The organism is Micromonospora sp. WMMA1363 (assembly GCF_030345795.1).
Classification (GTDB): domain Bacteria; phylum Actinomycetota; class Actinomycetes; order Mycobacteriales; family Micromonosporaceae; genus Micromonospora.
The window spans coordinates 2,023,716-2,042,226 of the sequence record NZ_JAUALB010000001.1 but is presented as its reverse complement, the minus strand read 5'-3'; the positions used below and the strand labels follow the sequence as shown (position 1 = coordinate 2,042,226).

At 73.0% G+C, this 18,511-nt stretch carries 14 protein-coding genes and 1 pseudogene; 8 read left to right on the top strand and 7 right to left on the bottom strand.

Annotation, left to right across the window (positions count from 1 at the left end; genetic code table 11):
* Window positions 1–121 precede the first annotated feature (121 nt).
* Window positions 122–1,900: a serine/threonine-protein kinase gene (locus QTQ03_RS09285; protein WP_289277629.1), complete on the bottom strand. Its 1,779-nt coding sequence runs from the start codon at window positions 1,898–1,900 to the stop codon at window positions 122–124.
* A gap of 435 nt (window positions 1,901–2,335) precedes the next feature.
* The gene (locus QTQ03_RS09280) at window positions 2,336–4,282 is read right to left on the bottom strand and encodes an amylo-alpha-1,6-glucosidase (RefSeq protein WP_289277628.1); all 1,947 of its coding nucleotides are present in this window, start codon (window positions 4,280–4,282) and stop codon (window positions 2,336–2,338) included.
* A gap of 42 nt (window positions 4,283–4,324) precedes the next feature.
* On the opposite strand from QTQ03_RS09280, the gene QTQ03_RS09275 reads away from it, so the two are divergent.
* Both QTQ03_RS09275 and QTQ03_RS09270 read left to right on the top strand, forming a co-directional pair.
* Window positions 4,325–7,030: an MGH1-like glycoside hydrolase domain-containing protein gene (locus QTQ03_RS09275; protein WP_289277627.1), complete on the top strand. Its 2,706-nt coding sequence runs from the start codon at window positions 4,325–4,327 to the stop codon at window positions 7,028–7,030.
* A gap of 109 nt (window positions 7,031–7,139) precedes the next feature.
* A complete protein-coding gene (locus QTQ03_RS09270; RefSeq protein ID WP_289277626.1) occupies window positions 7,140–7,844 on the top strand; it encodes an HAD family hydrolase in 705 nt (234 codons plus the stop codon).
* Between the two features lie 49 nt (window positions 7,845–7,893).
* Here the strand turns inward: QTQ03_RS09270 and QTQ03_RS09265 are convergent, their stop codons facing one another.
* From QTQ03_RS09265 to QTQ03_RS09255, 3 genes are all read right to left on the bottom strand, one after another.
* Window positions 7,894–8,163 (bottom strand): hypothetical protein, encoded by a 270-nt coding sequence (locus QTQ03_RS09265; protein ID WP_289277625.1) that lies wholly within the window; start codon window positions 8,161–8,163, stop codon window positions 7,894–7,896.
* 65 nt (window positions 8,164–8,228) lie between these two features.
* Window positions 8,229–8,660, bottom strand: a complete 432-nt coding sequence (locus QTQ03_RS09260; protein WP_289277624.1) for a RusA family crossover junction endodeoxyribonuclease — start codon at window positions 8,658–8,660, stop codon at window positions 8,229–8,231.
* A 484-nt stretch (window positions 8,661–9,144) separates the two neighbouring features.
* Window positions 9,145–9,579: a VOC family protein gene (locus QTQ03_RS09255; protein WP_289277623.1), complete on the bottom strand. Its 435-nt coding sequence runs from the start codon at window positions 9,577–9,579 to the stop codon at window positions 9,145–9,147.
* 75 nt (window positions 9,580–9,654) lie between these two features.
* Between QTQ03_RS09255 and QTQ03_RS09250 the strand changes: the two are divergent.
* From QTQ03_RS09250 to wrbA, 3 genes and pseudogenes are all read left to right on the top strand, one after another.
* Window positions 9,655–10,396: pseudogene (locus QTQ03_RS09250) on the top strand (hypothetical protein); the annotation flags it as partial.
* Window positions 10,397–10,488: 92 nt separating this feature from the next.
* On the top strand, window positions 10,489–10,968 hold the full coding sequence (locus tag QTQ03_RS09245) for a hypothetical protein (protein ID WP_289277622.1): 480 nt from the start codon (window positions 10,489–10,491) through the stop codon (window positions 10,966–10,968).
* 501 nt (window positions 10,969–11,469) lie between these two features.
* Window positions 11,470–12,087 carry an NAD(P)H:quinone oxidoreductase gene (gene wrbA, locus QTQ03_RS09240; RefSeq protein ID WP_289277621.1) on the top strand — a complete coding sequence of 206 codons (618 nt, stop codon included), beginning with the start codon at window positions 11,470–11,472 and terminating at the stop codon, window positions 12,085–12,087.
* 158 nt (window positions 12,088–12,245) lie between these two features.
* On the opposite strand, the gene QTQ03_RS09235 is transcribed toward wrbA, so the two are convergent.
* On the bottom strand, window positions 12,246–14,159 hold the full coding sequence (locus QTQ03_RS09235; RefSeq protein ID WP_289277620.1) for an anthranilate synthase family protein: 1,914 nt from the start codon (window positions 14,157–14,159) through the stop codon (window positions 12,246–12,248).
* Between the two features lie 241 nt (window positions 14,160–14,400).
* Between QTQ03_RS09235 and QTQ03_RS09230 the strand changes: the two genes are divergently transcribed.
* On the top strand, window positions 14,401–15,780 hold the full coding sequence (locus tag QTQ03_RS09230) for an FGGY family carbohydrate kinase (RefSeq protein ID WP_289277619.1): 1,380 nt from the start codon (window positions 14,401–14,403) through the stop codon (window positions 15,778–15,780).
* A 189-nt stretch (window positions 15,781–15,969) separates the two neighbouring features.
* Here the strand turns inward: QTQ03_RS09230 and QTQ03_RS09225 are convergent, their stop codons facing one another.
* A complete protein-coding gene (locus QTQ03_RS09225) occupies window positions 15,970–16,704 on the bottom strand; it encodes a DUF3159 domain-containing protein (protein WP_289277618.1) in 735 nt (244 codons plus the stop codon).
* A gap of 176 nt (window positions 16,705–16,880) precedes the next feature.
* Here QTQ03_RS09225 and QTQ03_RS09220 point away from each other — a divergent pair, with 176 nt between their 5' ends.
* Both QTQ03_RS09220 and QTQ03_RS09215 read left to right on the top strand, forming a co-directional pair.
* Window positions 16,881–17,768, top strand: coding sequence for a phosphatase PAP2 family protein (locus tag QTQ03_RS09220; protein WP_289277617.1), 888 nt, complete (start codon window positions 16,881–16,883; stop codon window positions 17,766–17,768).
* A complete protein-coding gene (locus QTQ03_RS09215) occupies window positions 17,765–18,439 on the top strand; it encodes a maleylpyruvate isomerase N-terminal domain-containing protein (RefSeq protein WP_289280744.1) in 675 nt (224 codons plus the stop codon). The genes QTQ03_RS09220 and QTQ03_RS09215 overlap by 4 nt, the downstream gene beginning before the upstream one ends.
* Window positions 18,440–18,511: the final 72 nt, after the last annotated feature.

The following is an 18,511-nucleotide window of genomic DNA, read 5'->3' as shown; positions in this document are numbered from 1 at the left end:
GCGCCGAAAACTACGTCACTGTAGTTCAGCACACCGCTTTCCAGGGAAGTGCCGCCCGCCCGATCGCGCTTCCCTCGGTCATCGCGGGTGGCACGACAGGTACGCGGTGCGGTGTATCCCATCAGGTCGGAGCTGTGTCGCGGTCGGTCGGCCGGCCGCCCAGGCTCCCGCGCACCGTGGTGAACTGTCCCGACGCCGCCGCCCAGTCGGCGTCCTGGGTGATCCAGCCGAGCACCCAGCCACCAGCCGCATCGGTCGGCACCACCTGCACCGCCCGCAGCCGCAAGCCGTGCGGCGTGTCCCATCCGCACTCCCACTCCGCGGCCGCCGCGGTCGTGCCGAGACGGATCTCGACGTACCCCGGCAGGGCGCCGGCCGCGATCGCCCGCTGCCGGGCGGCGCGCAGCCGGTCGAGAGCGGCGGCGGGAGCGTCGCCGGCGTTCGCGACGCTGAGCGTGCGCCCGGTGGCCGGGTCCCGGAAGCAGGCCACGTCACCGTCCTCGGAGTACCGCCAGCCGGCCGGCACCGCCACCCGGAAGCCGCGAACGTCGACGTGCCAGGCCCAGCCGCGTGGCGGGCGGAACGGTTCCCCGGCCGGCGGAGACGCGGCGACCACCGGCTCGCCGGCGACATCGGGACGTAGGCAGGGAAACGGCGGCGGTGGGAAGCCGCGCCGGCCCGGCTTCGGTGGCCGGGTACGGCCCAACCTGCCGTCGTACCCACCGTCCTCGCCGATGATCCGCGGGTCACCCGGCGCCAGCCCGAGACCGGGCCGGCCGTGGCGGCCGCCGGGCGCCGGCCCGCCGGAAGACCGGGCCCCGTCGGGGCGCTCCGGCGGCTCGTCGGTCACCGCCAGCGCCGTTCCCACCCCTGCGACGGCGGCCACCAGCAACGCCGACACCGCCAGCGCCCAGCGCCGGGCGGCTGAGCCGCGCGACCACAGGCGGGGGAGCACGCCGGGTGCTCCGGCAGCCCCGCCAGCCGTCCCGGTCGTCGTTGCCGTCGTCGCGGCCGTCGCCGTCGTGGCCGGCTCCGGGACCGGCGCGGCCGGCACGCTCACCGGCGGGCCCGGCGATTCGAGCACGGCCGTCAGTAGCCGCCGCGTCTCGGCGTGGTCGGTGCGGTCGTCCGGGTCGCGGCACAGCAGCCCGGCGAGCACCGGGGCCAGCGGCCCGGCGTTCGGAGCGGGGTCCGGCAGGTGTGTGGCCAGGGCGCTGAGTGTGGCCATGGCGGTGCTGCGGGCGTACGGCGAGCGTCCCTCCACCGCCGCGTACAGCGTGGCGCCGAGCGACCACAGGTCCGCCGTCACGCTCGACACCCCGTCGGTGGCCCGCTCCGGGGCCACGTACTGCGGCGAGCCGAGGACCATGCCCGGCCGGGTCATCGCCCCGTCGCCGCCGTCGAAGACGGCCAGCCCGAAGTCCGTCAGCAGGGCCCGCCCGTCGTGGGCGACCAGGACGTTCGCCGGTTTGACGTCCCGGTGCAGCACCCCCGCGCCGTGCGCGGCGTGCAACGCGGCGAGCAGGTCCAGTCCGATCGCGGCGGCCCGCCGGGGCGGCAGCGGCCCATCGCTGTCCAGCATGTCCTGCAGGGTCCGGGACGGCACGTACTCCAGCACGATCCACGGACTGTCGCCCATCCGCACGACGTCGTACACCTTGACGACGTTCGGATGGTCGATGCACGCGGCCGTGCGCGCCTCCCGCAGGGTGCGGAGCCGCAGCTCGTCGCGTTCCGCACCGGTCAACCAACTCGGCGGGGTGATCTGCTTGACCGCGACCTCGCGGTGCAGCACCTCGTCGCGGGCCCGCCAAACCCGGCCCATGCCGCCGCGTCCGGCCAGTTCGAGCAGCCGGTACCGGCCGGCGATCAGCACTCGCTCCACAGTGCTCCCATCCACCGCCCGGCGTACACCTTAGGTCAGGAGACGGGCCGCCAGCCCGTTCGCCGAGGTGGGCGCGCCGACCGGAGGGCGGCTCAGCCGGCGGCGCCGACCGCGAGGAGGTTGCCCTCAGGGATCTCGATGCTCCGGCGCGGCTCGCCTGACCGGTGGCGGCGAGGGCGACGGAGAGGGCGTGGACGTGGCGGCCGAGGCCGCCGACGAGCACCGGCGGGGTACTCCCAGGACAGCATCAGCACGCGGTGGTGCCGGGCGGGCTGGATGTCGATCACGTCGGCGGTTGGTGACAGCGGCCCCCTCTGAGTTGTCCCCGAGCGCGCGCCGGCCGGCACCACTTCCGGTGCCCCGTTGACGTCGCGACTGGATCGGGACCAATCCTGCTGGTGGACGGCTAACCAGCGGAGACGCAATCGTTGCGGTCGTGTAAAGCGCTGCCTACCGGATCCGGCGCACCCGCAGCAGCTCGGCGACCGACCATGCCTGGAACGGGCATCCGGTCGCCCGGTGCGGGGGAAGACCGTCGGCGGTCTCGCTGACCGAGCCGAGGCCGAACTCGGTCAGGTGCGCCTCGACCCCGGCGAACAGCTCGTCGACGGGGAGCTTGGCGCGCCGACTCGCGTCCACGAACGGGCCGAGCAGCCACGGCCAGACGGTGCCCTGGTGGTAGGCGCCGTCTCGCTCGGCCGGACCGCCCCGGTGCCGGCCGACGAACTCCGGCGAGTCGGGGGAGAGACTGCGCAGGCCAAGCGGGGTGAGCAGTCCGGCGGCGATGCGGCGCAGTGTCGGTTCGTCCGGGCCCAGCGGGGCGAACGGGAGTGACCAGGCCAGCACCTGGTTGGGGCGCAGCAGGTCGTCGTCGTGGACGGCGGCCCCGCCCAGCGGGTACGCCGGCGCGGGCGCGTCCACCACGTCGTGCAGCCATCCGGTCGGGGCGGGGAACCGCTCCCGGAACGCGGCGACCGCCCGGCCGTGTAGCCGCCGCAGATCGGTGGCGTCCTGCCTGGCCAGGTCCGCCAGTTCGGCGAGCCCGGCCAGGCCGTTGACCCACAATGCGTTGACCTCGACCGGCTTGCCGGTCCGGGGCGTCACCGGCACCCCGTACACCCGGGCGTCCATCCAGGTCAGCGCGGTGTCCGGGGAGTCCGGGGTGCCCTGGGTGAGCAGTCCGTCGGCCGGGTCGACGGCGATCCCGAACCGGGTGCCGGCGAGGTGGGCGTCGACGACGCCACGCAGCGCGGGCAGCAACTCGGCGGCCAGGTCGGTGTCGCCGGTGACGGTGACGTGCCGGTTCACCGCGTGCAGGAACCACAGTGTGCCGTCGACGGTGTTGTACTCCACCCGGCCGGTGTCGGCGGTGTTGGCGAGCATCCCCTCCGACAGCGTTGCCGCGTACGACCGCAGCAGCGCGCGGCCGGAATCCACGCGACCGGTGCACAGGAACAGCCCCTCGTACGAGATCATTGTGTCCCGCGACCAGGCTCCGAACCACGGGTAGCCGGCTACCACGTCCGGACCGCGACCGGTGTCGATCATGAATGTGTCGGCGGCCGCCACGAGCGTGGCCTCGACCGGGTCGGCCGGCCGTCCCGCCGCCACCACCGCCCGGTTGCGGGCCCGCGCGGCGGCCACCACCGCCGGCCCCGGCGGCGGCTCGGCGGCCAGGTCACCGGCCCAGGCGAGCACCGACACGGTGTCACCCGGTCGGTCCAGCAGGCCGGAGAAGTGGCCCGCATACCACAGATCCTCGTCCGGGCGTAACCCGCGCGCGGCCTCCTCGCGGTGGTACGCGCCGAGCCACCACTGGCCCGCGGGCACCCACCCGGGGCCGGACAGCCGGAACGAGCCCTCGACCACGGCGCCGTCGGCCACCGGGTCCTGCCGCGGCGCCGGCCCGTCGGCGCGGCGCTCGCCGTGGGCGTCCCGCCAGGTGCACGCGGCAGCCAGCTCCAGCCGGACCGGACCGCCGGTGACCAACCGGTGCACGACGGCCACGCACGGCCGGCCGTGCGTCGTCGCCAGTTCCCGCTCGATCACCACGTCGCCGATCCGCCAGCGCCAGCGCGGCAGCCCATCGGCGAGGTCGAAGCGTTCCACCAGCTCGAAGCCCCGCGGATCCAGGTCGCCGGAGGCCCACTCGTGCGCGCCGAGGCGGATTCGCGCGCCGGCGGGCAGGACAACCGCCGGGTCGAGGCTCGCCAGTGCCAACCGTCGGGACGCCGGTGTCTCGCCGCCCACCACCAGCAGTCCGTGGTAGCGGCGCGTCCGCAGCCCGGCGACGGTGCCCATCGCATACCCGCCGAGGCCGTCGGGCACCAGCCACTCGTGGCTGGCGGCGCTGGTCAACTCGCCGCAGGCCTGCGGCCCGAACCGAATGTCGATCAACTTTCCTCCACCGGCGGCGAGGTGTGAAGCGCCACGACGAGAATGGCCGCTGTGGTGAAGTACCCCGGCGGCGTCGAAGATGTGCGAGTGATCACCGACGTGCCCCCCGACGCATCCGCGCCCGACCCCGAGCGGATCCGGCTCGCCCAGGCAGACGCGGGGGAGCAGGAGTGGCGCGCATGGGGCCCCTATCTGTCCGAACGGGCCTGGGGGACGGTACGGGAGGACTACAGCGAACACGGCACGGCGTGGGACTACTTTCCCCACGACCACGCGCGGTCCCGAGCCTACCGGTGGAACGAGGACGGCATGGCGGGCGTCTGCGACGACCGGCAGACCTTCTGCTTCGCGCTGGCCCTGTGGAACGGCCGGGACCCGATCCTCAAGGAGCGGATGTTCGGCCTCGGCGGGGACGGCGGCAACCACGGCGAGGACGCCAAGGACTACTGGTGGTACGAGGATTCCACCCCCACCCACTCCTGGATGCGTTGGCGCTACCACTACCCGCAGGCCGTCTTCCCGTACGACGAACTCGTCGCGGTGAACGGGCTGCGGGGCCGGGACGACACCGAGTACGAGCTGGTCGACACCGGGATCTTCGACGACGACCGGTACTGGGCGGTGACCGTCGACTACGCCAAGGCGAGCCCCACCGACATGTGCGTCCTGATCACCGTCGCCAACCGGGGCGACCGGGCCGAAACCCTGCACGTGCTGCCCACGCTGTGGTTCCGCAACACCTGGGCGTGGGGCCTGCCCGGCGGTGACCGGCTCCCCCGGATCGTCGGCCGGGGGACCCGGTTGGTCGGGCAGCACCGGGTGCTCGGCCAACTCCTGCTGGAGGGCGACGGCGAGCCGACCCCGCTGCTGTGCGACAACGACACCAACGCCGAGCGGTTGTGGGGGTTGCCGAGCCGATCCCGCTACCCGAAGGACGGGATCAACGATCACGTGGTGTGCGGCGCGCCGACGGTCAACCCGGAGCGGCAGGGCACCAAGGGTGCCCTGCACTACGTGCTGAGCGTGCCGGCCGGCGCGCAGCGGCAGATCCGGCTGCGGCTGACCCGGACCGCGCGGCCCCCGGGCGACACCCCGCCCCCGCCGGCCGACCTGGGCGACGGCTTCGACTCGGCGGTCTGGGCGCGGCGGGCCGAGGCGAACCGCTTCTTCGCCGGGGTGATCCCCGCCGGGGTCACGCCGGACGAGGCGCTGATCGCCCGGCAGGCGATCGCCGGGCTGATGTGGGGCAAGCAGTTCTACCACTTCGACGTCAAGCGCTGGTTGGCGGGTGATCCGGGCTCGTCGCCCCCGCCGCCCGGGCGCCGGCACGGGCGCAACAGCCACTGGTGGCACATGACCAGCTTCGACGTGATCTCCATGCCGGACCCGTGGGAGTACCCGTGGTACGCCGCCTGGGACCTGGCGTTCCACTGTGTGGCCATCGCCCGGGTCGACCCGGGTTTCGCCAAGGAGCAGCTGCTGCTCCTGCTGCGCGAGTGGTACCTGCACCCCAACGGCCAGATCCCGGCGTACGAGTGGGCCTTCGGCGACGTGAACCCGCCGGTGCACGCCTGGGCGGCGCTGAAGGTGTTCGAGATCGACGGTGGGCGGGACCACGCCTTCCTCGCCCGGGTGATGCACAAGCTGCTGCTCAACTTCACCTGGTGGGTCAACCGCCAGGACACCGGCGGCAACAACGTCTTCGAGGGCGGCTTCCTCGGGCTGGACAACGTCGGCCCGTTCGACCGGTCGGCGGCGTTGCCGGTGGCCGGGGTGCTGGAGCAGTCCGACGGCACCGGGTGGATGGCGATGTACGCGCTCAACCTGCTCGACATCGCGATCGTGCTCGCCGAGCGTGATCGCACCTGGGTGGACACCGCGACGAAGTTCTTCGAGCACTTCGCGTACATCGCCGCGGCGGCCTACGAGCAGGGCCTGTGGGACGCCGAGGATGCCTTCTTCTACGACGTGCTGCGGCTGGCCGACGGGACGAGGGTGCCGCTGAAGGTGCGCTCGGTGGTCGGGCTGCTGCCCCTCGCCGCCGTTACCCGGCTCACCGCGAAGACCCTGCACCAGCTGCCCGAACTGGGCGCGCGGCTGCGCTGGTTCCTCACCAACCGCCCCGAGTACGCCGACGTGATCGGTACCCGGCGGCTCGGCCCGGACGGTCGCCAGCAGCGGCTGCTGTCCATGGTCGGCCCGGAACAGATCGTCCGGCTACTTGCCCGGATGCTCGACACCGACGAGTTCCTCTCCGAGTACGGACTGCGGACACTCTCCCGCGCCCACCTGGACAAGCCGTTCGCGGTGACGCTCGGCGGCCAGGAGTTCCGGGTCGGGTACGAGCCGGCCGAGTCCACCAGTGGCCTGTTCGGCGGCAACTCCAACTGGCGTGGGCCGATCTGGATTCCGACCAACTTCCTGCTGATCGGCGCGCTGCGTGAGTACGCCGCGTTCTTCGGCGAAGATCTTCAGGTGGAGTACCCGACCCGCTCGGGGGTCAAGCCGAGCCTCGACGAGATCGCCGACGACCTGTCCGCCCGGCTGATCGCGCTGTTCACTCGGGACGGCTGGGGCCGGCGACCGATCTACGGCGCCGCGCAGCTCTTCCAGACCCACCCGGACTGGCGCGACCTGATCGCCTTTCCCGAGTACTTCCACGGCGACAACGGCGCCGGCCTCGGCGCCTGGCACCAGACCGGCTGGACCGCCCTGGTCGCCGACCTCATTCTCACCCGCCGCCGGTAGGAACGTGGGCCGACCACGGCTTCGGAACCCGGGTGACCGGACGCCGCCGGCCGACTACGGTGGCCGGGGCCCGACGACGGTGGCCGGGGCCCGACGACGGGAGGGACGGATGCGGGGCGTGACGCGCCGGTATGGTCAGGTGCTGGTCTTCGACGCCGACGACACGCTGTGGGAGAACAATGTCGTGTTCGAGCGGGTCGTCGACGACTTTCTGACGTGGGTGGACCACCCGACCCTGGACCGGGCCGAGATCCGCGCCATCCTCGCCGACGTCGAGCGCGCCAACGCGGCCGCGCACGGCTACGGCAGCAGGGTCTTTCTGCGCAGCCTGGGGGAGTGCTTCGAGCACCTGCGGGAGCGCCCGGCCACCGACACCGAGCGGCGCGGGATCGAGGAACTGGCGACCGCGCTGGTCGAGCACCGGGTGGAGCTGATGCCGGGCGTGGCCGAGGCGCTGGTCGACCTGGCCGGCCGGCACGAGCTGCTGCTGCTCACCAAGGGCGAGCGGGAGGAGCAGCAGCGCAAGCTCGACGCGTCCGACCTGCTGCACCACTTCACGGCGGCACACATCGTGCCGGAGAAGAATGCCGACACCTATCGGTGGCTGGCGAACGCGCACGGCTTCGACCCGTCCCGCGGGTGGATGATCGGCAACTCGCCGAGGTCGGACATCCTGCCGGCCCGTGCCGCCGGGATGAACGCCGTGTTCATTCCCAACGAGAACACCTGGGTGCTCGAGCACGACGAGTTGGATCGGGGTGACGAGGGTGTCTTGCACCTCGCCGTCTTCCCGGACCTGCTCCGGCACTTCTGACCGGCGGTCTCCCAGCTTGCGGCCGGCCCGGACCGGGTCGAAGTGATCCTCAGGTGGCGGCGCCGCGCACGATCGCCACGGCCACCCGGCAGAACTCGTCCATGTCCGGCTGGAAGCCGGCCGCGATGTCGGGGTGCAGGCCGGCCCGGGTCTCGTCCAGCAGTCGCTGGCAGACCTGCTCGACCGGTTCACCGGTGTAGCCGGCCCGGACCCGTTCGGTCGCGGCCTGGAGTGCCGATGTCAGCTGGTCTTCCAGCGGGCCGCGCAGCTTCCTCTGCACGGCGTCGCGGGGGTCCAGCGTGACATGTGGATCCGACATCGGCGCTCCCTTCCTCGGCGACCGCGGTACCCCACCGTGGCTGTCGGTCAAACCACGGCCGTCGGTCAAACCACGGCCGGTACGGCGGCCACCCGTACCTCGTACGAGCAGTCCTCCGCGGGCTCCTCCCGGTACGTCAACTTCCGGATCTGCCGGTCGTCGTCGTAGAGGGCGACGTCCACCAGGACGCCGAGGTGGGCCAGGCCGATGCTGGCCACCCGCTTCTTGTCCTGGAGCACCGCGCACACCCCGCCGAGCAGGGTGCTCGCGTCGGAGGTGCGGTGCCCCGGCGGGCAACGCAGCACGAGGTCCACCTCGACCGGCCCGGACAGCGGGGTCCAGCCGGTGCGCTGGGCCGCCTCGCAGGCCGCCTGGAGCAGGGCGCGGACCCTCGTCGCCTGCCGGTGCCCGGCGGCGAAGATGGACAGCGCCTCGGCTTTGACCGGTGGCAGGCCGCTCACCTCGAACGACAGGGCGAGAGTGCGGATGTCCTGCACGACGGCACCTCCTCGTTGGGGACGATCCTGCCCAACCGGCGCGCCGGCGGTGCGACTTCGCGCGGAAACCAACCGATCGGGCGGGCCAGGGTCGGCCGAGGCGCGTCGGCATCGGTGGCAACACGCAGGTAAACGCTAGTCCACCGGCTGGCCGTGGGTAACCGTCCGCTCACTCGGTGGGACGCGACGCGAACGCGTGGAGCTCGTTTCCCCCGAATCGTTCACGATCCACTATGTGATGGTGTCGTCTGTTCCCGCAGCACGGTGGCGTTGGGCTCGATCCGCACGGTGGGCTCCGCAACGACCAGGTCGACGTCTCGGCGCATCCGGTTTCGCGCCGCCTTGCGCTCGAGTCGTGCCGGTATAAGTGAACATCCTGGTCCATGTCGTCGTGGGTGACAACGGCGCGGCCGCTCGGGAGAACCCTTCGTGAAGGCGAACTGCGGCCAGTCGGCTGGCGGCGGCGCCCCGTCCGCGCGCCCACTCAGTCGAGGCAGAACTCGTTGCCCTCGACGTCCTGCATCACGAGGCACGACTCGTTGACGCCATCGGCACGCAGTAGTCGCACGCGTACCGCGCCGAGCGGGACCAGCCGTGCGCACTCGGCCTCAAGTGCGGCCACACGCTCCTCACCCACGAGCCCGGTGCCGACCCGCACGTCAAGATGCAGCCGATTCTTGACGACCTTCCCTTCGGGAACGCGCTGGAAGAACAGTCGCGGGCCCACACCTGAGGGATCAACGCACGCGAACTCCGAACCCTGACGCTCAGGCGGCAACGCTCGATCGAAATCGTCCCAACTAGCAAACCCCTCCGGTGGCGGCGGCACGACGTATCCCAACACCTCGCACCAGAAACGCGCGACGCGCTCGGGCTCCGCACAGTCGAAGGTAACCTGGAACTGCTTGACCGACGCCACCGGTCCACTATATAGAGATGGGTCAGGCGTCGTCTCCGCGGTCCTCCCTGGCTCGGTTGTGGGTCTGCCGTTCGTGTGGTGGCAGGGGTCAGTCTCGCCCGGCTGTTGGGGCCGTTGCTCGGTGGTGGGCTGATCGTGGCCGGTGGGACCGAGTTCGGCTGGCGGTGGGTGTTCCTGCTGAACGTTCCGATCGGGCTGACCGTCGCTGTCGCGGGGTGGCGGCTGTTCCCCGTCGCCGAGTCCGCCGAGCGGCCGAAGCTGGACCTGGTGGCGGTGCTGTTGCTGGTCACCGACGTCGCTGTGGCTCACCCCACTGGCCCTGGGCGCAACCGTCGGTTCGGTCGTGGCCGGGGCGAAGGCGGGGCGGATCGGTCGCCCGCTGGTCGCCGCGGGGCTGCTCCTGGCGGCGGTGGGGATCACCGCGCTGACCGTCGTCGACATCTTCCTGCCCGGCCCGGGCTCACCGCACACGGCGACGTTGCCGTTGTTGCTGGCCGGTCTGGGTGGTGGGTTGGCCGCCGCTGGCGTGGGCGGCGGGATGGTCGTGGCCCCGAACCAGACGCTGACGCTGTCCGAGGTCCCGCGCGCCGAAGCGGGCAGCGCCGGTGGCATGCTCCAGACCGGGCAGCGGTTCGGCGGCGGTTTGGGGGTCGCCGTCGTCGGGGCCGCCCTCTTCGAGAGCCTGGACCGCACCGGCACCTGGACACTCGCGTTCCGGCTGCCGCTGCTGATCATCATCTGCTTTCTGGTCATCGGGCTCGTCGCGGCAGTTGCCGATCTCCACCACCTCAGGCGACACCGCACCAGCACGAGCTGACCCGCTGCGGCGGGGCGCGCGTCCGGCATTCGCGTCAATAGGATCTCCCCAAGGCACGGATGCCGGGTAATCCTCAGACACGAAGGAGGACCATGGACTCGTCTTTCGCAATCCTCGTCGGTGGCACCGCGATCTTCGCCGGCATCGTCACCCAGCTGGTCCTTCTCCGTGACCTCGGGCCGCGGCGCGCCGGTCTGGCCGCAGCCGCAACAGCGGCGGCCGTGGCCGCGAGCTTCCTGCTCATGCTCTCCCTCGCCACGGTCGCCGCCCCGGCCGTGATGGGGCTGGTCGCGCTCCTCACCGGCATGACCGCCTACCTGCTCTTTCTTCGCGATCTCGGCCGACGGCGGGCCGCACTGGCCGCGGCCGGAGCCGCGGCCGTCGTCACCGCGAGCTTCCTGTTCGTGGTCTACCTCGCCGTGATCGCCTTCATCGCCGCCGCCGGTGTGTACCTGCTCGTACGCGTCCGGCTCCGGGTCAACCCGGCACTGATCCTGATGGGAACCACGGTCAGTGGGCTACTGGCCGCCTCCGCCCTCGCCTTCTGGGCCAGCCTGACCTACGTGATGTGATCCGGAAAGCGCGAACCGTCCCCTCGGCCCGGCTCGGGCCTGCCGTTCGATCCGCGCCGACCAGCCCCTGATCGCGCTTCGCCAGTTCCCGTCGCTGGCGATGCGCGACCACGTCGGTTCGTCGGTCGCGGCGGCCGCCACGCCGGCGTCGACGCGGCGATGATTCCGGTCGCCGACCCGTCACCGGTCACGTCCCGGCGGAACGTGCGGATGTCGTGAGTCACGGCGACGAACAGATTCACCACCGCCGGTACGTGACCAGCAGATCCTCGTAACCCTCCGTCGGGGTGCCGGAAACCCTTCGGGACCCGACCCGACGTCCTCGAAGCCCAGCGGACGCCAGAGTGCCGCCCCCGGACGTTCGTGGCCACCAGCGCGTCGAGCCGCACTGCCCCCGGCCGGAGCGGCGGCTAACGGTCGGCGCGTCCGCGGCAGCGTTTGACGCCGCAACTACCGGGTAGACGGCCGGGCTGACCCGATTGTCGAAGAGAAGGGCATCCGATGGCTGCCAAGACCAAGGTCGTGGTGATCTATTACAGCGCCACCGGTATCACCTACCAGTTGGCCAAGGCAGTGTGCGAGGCCGCCGGCGACGCCGGTGCCGAGGTGCGGCTGCGTAAGGTACGGGAGTTGGCGCCGGACGAGGCGATCCGCTCCAACTCCGGCTGGCATGCGCACCACCTGGAGACCCAGGAGGTGCCGGAAGCCCAGCCTGACGACCTCGACTGGGCGGACGTGGTGATCCTCGGGTCGCCCACCCGGTACGGCCTGGTCGCCGCCCAGCTCAAGCAGTTCATCGACACCACCGGCCCGCTGTGGGCGAAGGGCGTGCTGGCCAACAAGGTCTACTCGGCCTTCACGTCGACCGCGACCTCCCACGGCGGGCAGGAGACCACCCTGACCTCGCTGTTCTCGGTCTTCTACCACTGGGGCGGGATCGTGGTCACCCCCGGCTACACGGACCCGAGCCAGTTCGTCGCCGGCAACCCGTACGGCGCGTCGCACACCAGCAACAACGGTGAGATCGCCCCGGACAGCAACGCCCTGGGCGCGGCGGCGCTCACCGCCCGGCGGGCGGTGCAGATCGGCACCGCGCTGAAGGCGGGCATGGCCGCCTAGCGGCACGGCACGGGGCGGGCATGGCCGGCTAGCGGCACGGCACGGGGCGGCACGGCCGCCTGGCGGCACGGCACGGCCGACCGGCGGTGCCGGACGGGTCTCTCAGCCCGTCCGATCCGCCGGTCGTCGCCCACCGGGGCCTGCGGCGGCGGCCCCGACTACGCCCGGTACGCCAGTCCTGGCGCGGTCGGTGCGGGCAGCAGGCCACCGAGCAGCTCGGCGAGGACGTCCACGCCGTCCGCGCTGAGCACCGACTCGGGATGGAACTGCACCCCGGCGACGCCCGGGCCGCGCAGCGCGTGCACCGTCCCGTCGACGTCGTCGCGGGCCAGCTCCACCGGCCCGTACGGGGTGTCCAGCCGGTCGGCGTCCGCCCGCGCGGCGAACGTGGAGTAGAAGCCGACCCGCCGCCGCGCACCGAAGAGTGACACCTCCCGTTGCAGCCCCTGGTAGGGAGTGTCGCGGCGGTGCACGGGCAGTCCCAGCAGCCCGCAGAGCAGCTGGTGCCCCAGGCAGACCGCCAGCGTCGGCCGCCCAACGGCGAGTTGCCCGGCCAGCAGTCCGCGCATCGTCACCATCTTCGGCTCGGCCACGGCCGTGGGATCGCCCGGGCCCGGGCCGACGACCACCAGGTCGTACCCGTCCAGCGAGCCGGGTGTGTGCCACGGCCGCAGATCGGTGGCGAGACCGAGGGCCCGCAACTGATGGGCGAGCATGCCGGTGAAGGTGTCCTCCCCGTCCACGATCAGCACGTGGCGGCCGACCAGCCCGGGGCGGCCCGGGGCATCCGCCGGCCGCTGGTCGAGCCAGAATCGGGCCAGTGGCCGATTCCGGGCCGCCAGGGCGGCCCGTACCTCCGGGTCGTCGGTGAGCCGGTTCAGCGCCCCCGGCGTCGGCGCGGGGGCCTGCGGACCGAGCCCCAGGGCGGCGAGGACGCCGGCCGCCTTGGCGTGGGTCTCGGCCACCTCTCCCTCCGGCGACGAGTGGCGGACCAGGGTCGCTCCGACGGGCACCCGCAGCTCCCCGGTTGGTGACAGTTCGGCGGTGCGGATCAGGATCGGCGCGTCCAGGGTCTGCCGGCCGGCCGCGTCCCGGCCGAGCAGTGCCAGCACACCCGCGTAGTAGCGTCGGCCGGTGCGCTCGTGCCGGGCGATGACCCGGCAGGCGTTCTCCATCGGGCTGCCGGTCACCGTCGGTGCGAACATCGTCTCCCGCAGCACCTCGCGGACGTCCTTCGCGCCGTGACCGGCGAGCAGGTACTCGGTGTGCGCGAGGTGGGACATCTCCTTCAGGTACGGGCCGACCACCTGACCACCCCGCTCCGCCACGGCGGCCATCATCTTCAGCTCCTCGTCGAGCACCATGTACAGCTCCTCGACCTCCTTCGGGTCGACGAGGAAACGCAGCAGCGCGGCGCGGTCGGCCAGCGTGCCGGTGTGCCGGAAGGTGCCGCTGATCGGGTTCATCATGACCAGCCCGTCGTCGACGCTGACGTGCCGCTCCGGGCTCGCCCCGACCAGGGTGCGGGAGCCGGTGTGCACCACGAAGGTCCAGTACGCGCCCCGCTCCCGCAGCAGCAGCGAGCGCAGGGCCGCCAGCGCCGCCCGCAGCGGCGGACCCTGCACGGTGGCGTGCAGGGTGCGGTGGATGACGAAGTTGGCGCCCTCCCCACGGCCGATCTCCTCGGCCAGCACCCGACCCACCGTCGTGGCGTACTCGTCGTCGGAGACGTCGAAGTCCGCCCCGGTGGTCTCCACCGGGGCGTCGGGCAGCACACCCAGCGTCGCGGCGAGACCGACCCGCTCCCGCCGGTCGACCCGCAGGCACTCCAGCGGAACGGCGTCGTCGACGCAGGTGAAGCCGCGCTCGACGACCTGCCGGTAGGGCACCAGCGCGAGCGTGCACGGCCCGGACACCGCGTCGGGCAGCGGGATATCGGCGAGCCGCGACACCGTGGCCACCGAGCCGGTGAACAGGTCCAGGTGGTCGGCGTCCGCACGGCGTACGAGCGCGAACGGGCCGGGGTCGACGCCGGCGGTCACGGCGGTGAGCAACTCGGAAAAGTGGGTCATCGGGTCTCCTCGGGGCCGGGTTGCCGCCCGCCGAAGGCGGTCGGGGTGCCCGGTGGAGACCGGCGACCGCCTCGAGGGGCGGCCGCGTGGGTAGCTACGCGCGGGGGATGGCCGCCGGGTCGGCGGGCCACCAGCAGGACAGGTGCGCGAGCATGTGGCCACCGTACGCGTTCCCCGCCGCAGGCGGAAGCCGGACGCGTCAGCCGGCACGAGGCCGGCGGGCCGGATAACGTGACCGGCGATGAAGATTCTCGCGCTCGACCTGGGTACCTCCTCGGTACGCGGCCTCGTGCTGGACGCCGACGCCCGGCCGCTGCCGGGGGCGCTGGTCCGGCGCCGGACCAGCGCCACGGTCGGCCGGGACGGCACCGGCACCCTGGACGCCGGGCGCTACCTGGCCGGTCTGGTCGAGTGCCTGGACGAGCTCGCCGCCGGTGACCACCTGCGCGACATCCAGCTGGTGGCGACATCCGCGCAGTGGCACTCGGTCGTTGCGCTCGGCCCCGACGGCGCACCGCTGGGCCCCGTGCTGAGCTGGCTGGACACCCGGTCGGAGCCGGCGCCCGGGGCACCCGGCCCGGCCGACCCGGAGGCGTTCCACCAGCGCACGGGCACGTGGTGGCACCGCGGCTACTGGAGCATGCGGGGGCCCTGGCTGCGCGCTCGGACCGGGACCCGGATCACCCGCTTCGCCGGTCTGGCCGAGTACGTCCTGGGCGTTCTGCTCGACAACGCTCCCATGTCGGTGTCCCAGGCCTCCGGCACCGGCCTGCTCGACCTGCGCACGCTGGACTGGGACCCGGAGGCGTGCGTGCTGGCCGGCGTCGGTCCCGCGGAGTTGCCAGAGCTGGCGCCGGCCGGCTGGCGCGGGCGGTTGCGTCCGGAGCACGCGTGTCGGTGGCCGCAGCTCGCCGGGGCGCGGTGGGCCGCCGCGGTGGGCGACGGCGCCGCGTCCAACGTCGGCTCCGGCTGCATCGACCGGAAACGAGCGGCGGTGACCGTGGGCACCTCGGCGGCGGTCCGGCTGGTCGAGGCCCTCCCGGCGGGGACCCGGCAGCCGTACCTGCCGCATCGGCTCTGGCGGTACCGGGTCGACCACCACCACGTGGTGACCGGCGCCGCGTACTCCTCCGGGGGTAACCTCTTTGCCTGGGCGAATCGGGAGCTTCGCCTTCCCGAGGGAGCCGCGCTGGACCAGGCGCTGGCGCTGGTGCCCGTCGACGGCGGGCCGCCGTCGAACGTCCGCTTCGGTGGTGACCGGCCGCCCGGTGTGGCCCCGGCCGGCTCGGGGGAACTGCGCGGGCTGAGCTTCGGCACCACCGCGGTGGAGATCCTCGCCGGGATGATGCGGGGGCTGAGCGATCTTGTCGCGGACGATCTGGCAGTGCTGGAGTCTGATCTGGACTCACCGGTCGAGGTTGTCCTCGGTGGAGGGGCGCTCGCCGCGTCCGGGTGGTGGCGGGCGGCCTTCGCCGGGGCGCTGGCGCCCCGCTCGGTGCGGCACCAGCGGAATCCGGAGATCGGCGCGACGGGTGCGGCCCTGATCGCGCTCGGTCGGCTCGGCGACGCCGCTCGGCTCGCCGACACCGGCCGGACGGACGAGATCGCCCCACCCTCCTGACGCCCGCGATCGGGCCGTGGTGGGCCAGCCAGCCGGCCGACGGAGCGGATCGGCCGGCCCACCCCACCACCCGGTCGTGCGCAGGGCGCGAAAAGCCCAAAAAACAAGCCCTTCCGGGATCACGGAACGGACCGCGACGGAGTAACGTACGTCACCGGAGAGGCCGCTCCCCCCGTGGCGGCCTCTCCCTTACATTTCCAGCCCTTGATCGCTTCCAGCCCCTGATCGCTCCGGAGCGATCGTCGCCGACGTCACCGGCGCTGCCAAACCGACGGGATGGCGCAGGCCGGGGTGGCCGGCCGGCAGCGACCGGCGGACGACCACCCAACTCACCGCCAGCGCGGCGGCCACCAGCGGCCAGGTCAACGCCACCCGGGCGGCGGTCAGCGCGACGACCTGCCCGCCGAGCCACAGCGGCAGGAACACCGCCACCCGCAACAGGTACGTGCCGGTCCACACCCAGCTGCCCCGCCCGTACCCCCGCAGCAGCGCCGGATCTCGCCGCCACCGGCCGCGCTGACCGAGCACGACACCGACCAGCACCCCGAGCAGCGGCCAGCGGATCACGATGCTGACCATCCAGGCGAGCGCGCTCGCCGCGTTGGCCACCAACTGCACCAGGAAGAAGTCCTCGGCCCGACCGGTCCGCAGCGCGACCAGCGCGGCCACGCAGACCGCGAGCAGGCCGACCAGCACCGACCGCGGCCGGTGCCTGTGATACCACCGCCACCCGGCCACCGCCACCCCGGTCACCAGCGCCGCGCCGACCCCGACCGGCAGCGACTCCCCACCGAGCAACCAGCCCACGGCGAACGCCACCGGCGGCAGGGTGGCGTCGAGCGCGCCGCGGCGCCCGCCGAGCAGGTCGGCGAGGGACTCCTCTCGCCCCGCCGGGGCTGCCCCGTGCTCCGGTGTGCTGCTCACCGTCACCTCCTACCGCCCACGCCACGAGTGCCGGTCGATGGGAGGTGTCCACCCACCGTCCTCGATCCATCGCCTGCCCGACGACATGGCCACCGGCAGCGACGAGGCACGCCCCAAACCTAGTCGCGGGAGGGCGGTGGGCCACCGGGGTGGCGGGTGTGACGTGTCGCTAAATTGTGCGGGTGCGCGCGACGGCGAGGGGTTGGACCACGCTCTGGTTGGTCATGCTGGTGTTGCTGCAGACGGCCGCCTTCCTCGCCGTGTGGCGGGCGGCCCTGCACACCGAGCTGGGCCAGTGGATCGACACGGTCGCGCTGGCCGGCAACCGGATCGGCCAGGACCGTATCGACGGCCCGGTCGACCGGATCCTCAACGCCATGTCGGTGGTGTCGCTGCTGGCCGCCACCGCCGTGATCGGCTTCATCGCGCTGATCCGCGGACGGGTCGTGCTGGCCGTCACCGCCACACTGCTCATCGTCGGGGCGAACGTCACAACGCAGGCACTCAAGTACGGTCTCGCCCGGCCGGACTTCGGTATCGACCCCGAGCGGATCTACGCCGGCAACAGCCTGCCGAGCGGCCACACCACCGTCGCTGCCTCGGTGGCGGTGGCACTGGTGCTCGTCCTGCCCCGTACGATCCGGGCCACCGGCGCGTTCATCGGCGCCGCCTACGCGGCGGTGGCCGGGGTGGCCACCCTCTCCGCCGGCTGGCACCGCCCCAGCGACGCGGTGGCCGCCTACCTCGTGGTGGGCGTGTGGGCGGCGCTGGGTGGCCTGCTGCTGCTGATCACGCAGCGGGAGCAGGCGCAGGTCGACTCGGCCGAAGCACACCGGACCGCCGCCGCGGTGCTCGGCGTCGGCGGCTTACTCGCCGCGGCGTCCTGCGCGCTCGCGCTGAACGGGCTGGCCGACGTGGCCCCGGCCGCCCCGGTCGACCTGAGTCGCCGCCTGCTCTTCGTCGGGTATGCGGGCAGTGCCGCCGGGATCGCCGGCACCATGGGCGTGGTCATGGCCCTGGTGCTGCTCAGCGTCCACCGCGTCGTCCCCCGCCACAAGGGCTGACCGTGCCGGCGGCACCCGAGGCGTTCCGGGACGAGTGCATCCGCCTGGTCGAGGTGCTGCACGGGCTGACCGAGACCGACCTGGACCGGCCCACCGACTGCCGGCCGTGGACCGTCCGGGAGCTACTCGCCCACGTACGGACCGGTGTCGGGCGACTGACCGACATGCTGGCCGCCCCGGCCCCGCCCCGGGCCGAGGTGGACGCCGCCGGCTACTTCGGCGCCGCGAAGTTCACCCCGACCGTGGATGCCGAGCGGATCGACAGTGGTCGACAGGGCGGCCGGGAGGTCACCGCCGCCGGCCTCGCCGACGGCGTCGACCGCGGCTGGCGCGCCACGCTCGACGCGGTGCACGCCCAGCCGCCCCACCGGGTGGTCCGCACCCGGCACGGGGACGCGATGACCGTGGTCGAATTCCTGCGAACCCGGGTGGTGGAGGTCGGGGTGCACGGCCTGGACCTGGCGGCGGCGCTCGACCGCCCGCCGTGGCTGACCCCGACCGCGGCCGTCGTCGTGGCTGACCTGCTCACCGGCGGCCGTCCGGTCCCGCCCGCGCTGGGGTGGGACCGGCTCACCCTCATCCGCAAGACCACCGGCCGAGCACCGCTGATCGCCGCGGAACGCGCGGCCGTGGCCGCCGCCGGCTTCCGCTGGCTCTCCTTCGCGCCCTGAGCACCACATTAGGCCCCGGGTTCACGCGCGGCCCACGCCCGGTCGCGGCTCGGCCCGTCGCTCGACGGGCGT

Coding starts and splice junctions, on each gene's coding strand:
- QTQ03_RS09275 (WP_289277627.1), top strand. CDS start 4,325: ATGGCCGCTGTGGTGAAGTACCCCGGCGGCGTCGAAGATGTGCGAGTG.
- QTQ03_RS09270 (WP_289277626.1), top strand. CDS start 7,140: ATGCGGGGCGTGACGCGCCGGTATGGTCAGGTGCTGGTCTTCGACGCC.
- QTQ03_RS09265 (WP_289277625.1), bottom strand. CDS start 8,163: ATGTCGGATCCACATGTCACGCTGGACCCCCGCGACGCCGTGCAGAGG.
- QTQ03_RS09245 (WP_289277622.1), top strand. CDS start 10,489: ATGGACTCGTCTTTCGCAATCCTCGTCGGTGGCACCGCGATCTTCGCC.
- wrbA (WP_289277621.1), top strand. CDS start 11,470: ATGGCTGCCAAGACCAAGGTCGTGGTGATCTATTACAGCGCCACCGGT.
- QTQ03_RS09235 (WP_289277620.1), bottom strand. CDS start 14,159: ATGACCCACTTTTCCGAGTTGCTCACCGCCGTGACCGCCGGCGTCGAC.
- QTQ03_RS09230 (WP_289277619.1), top strand. CDS start 14,401: ATGAAGATTCTCGCGCTCGACCTGGGTACCTCCTCGGTACGCGGCCTC.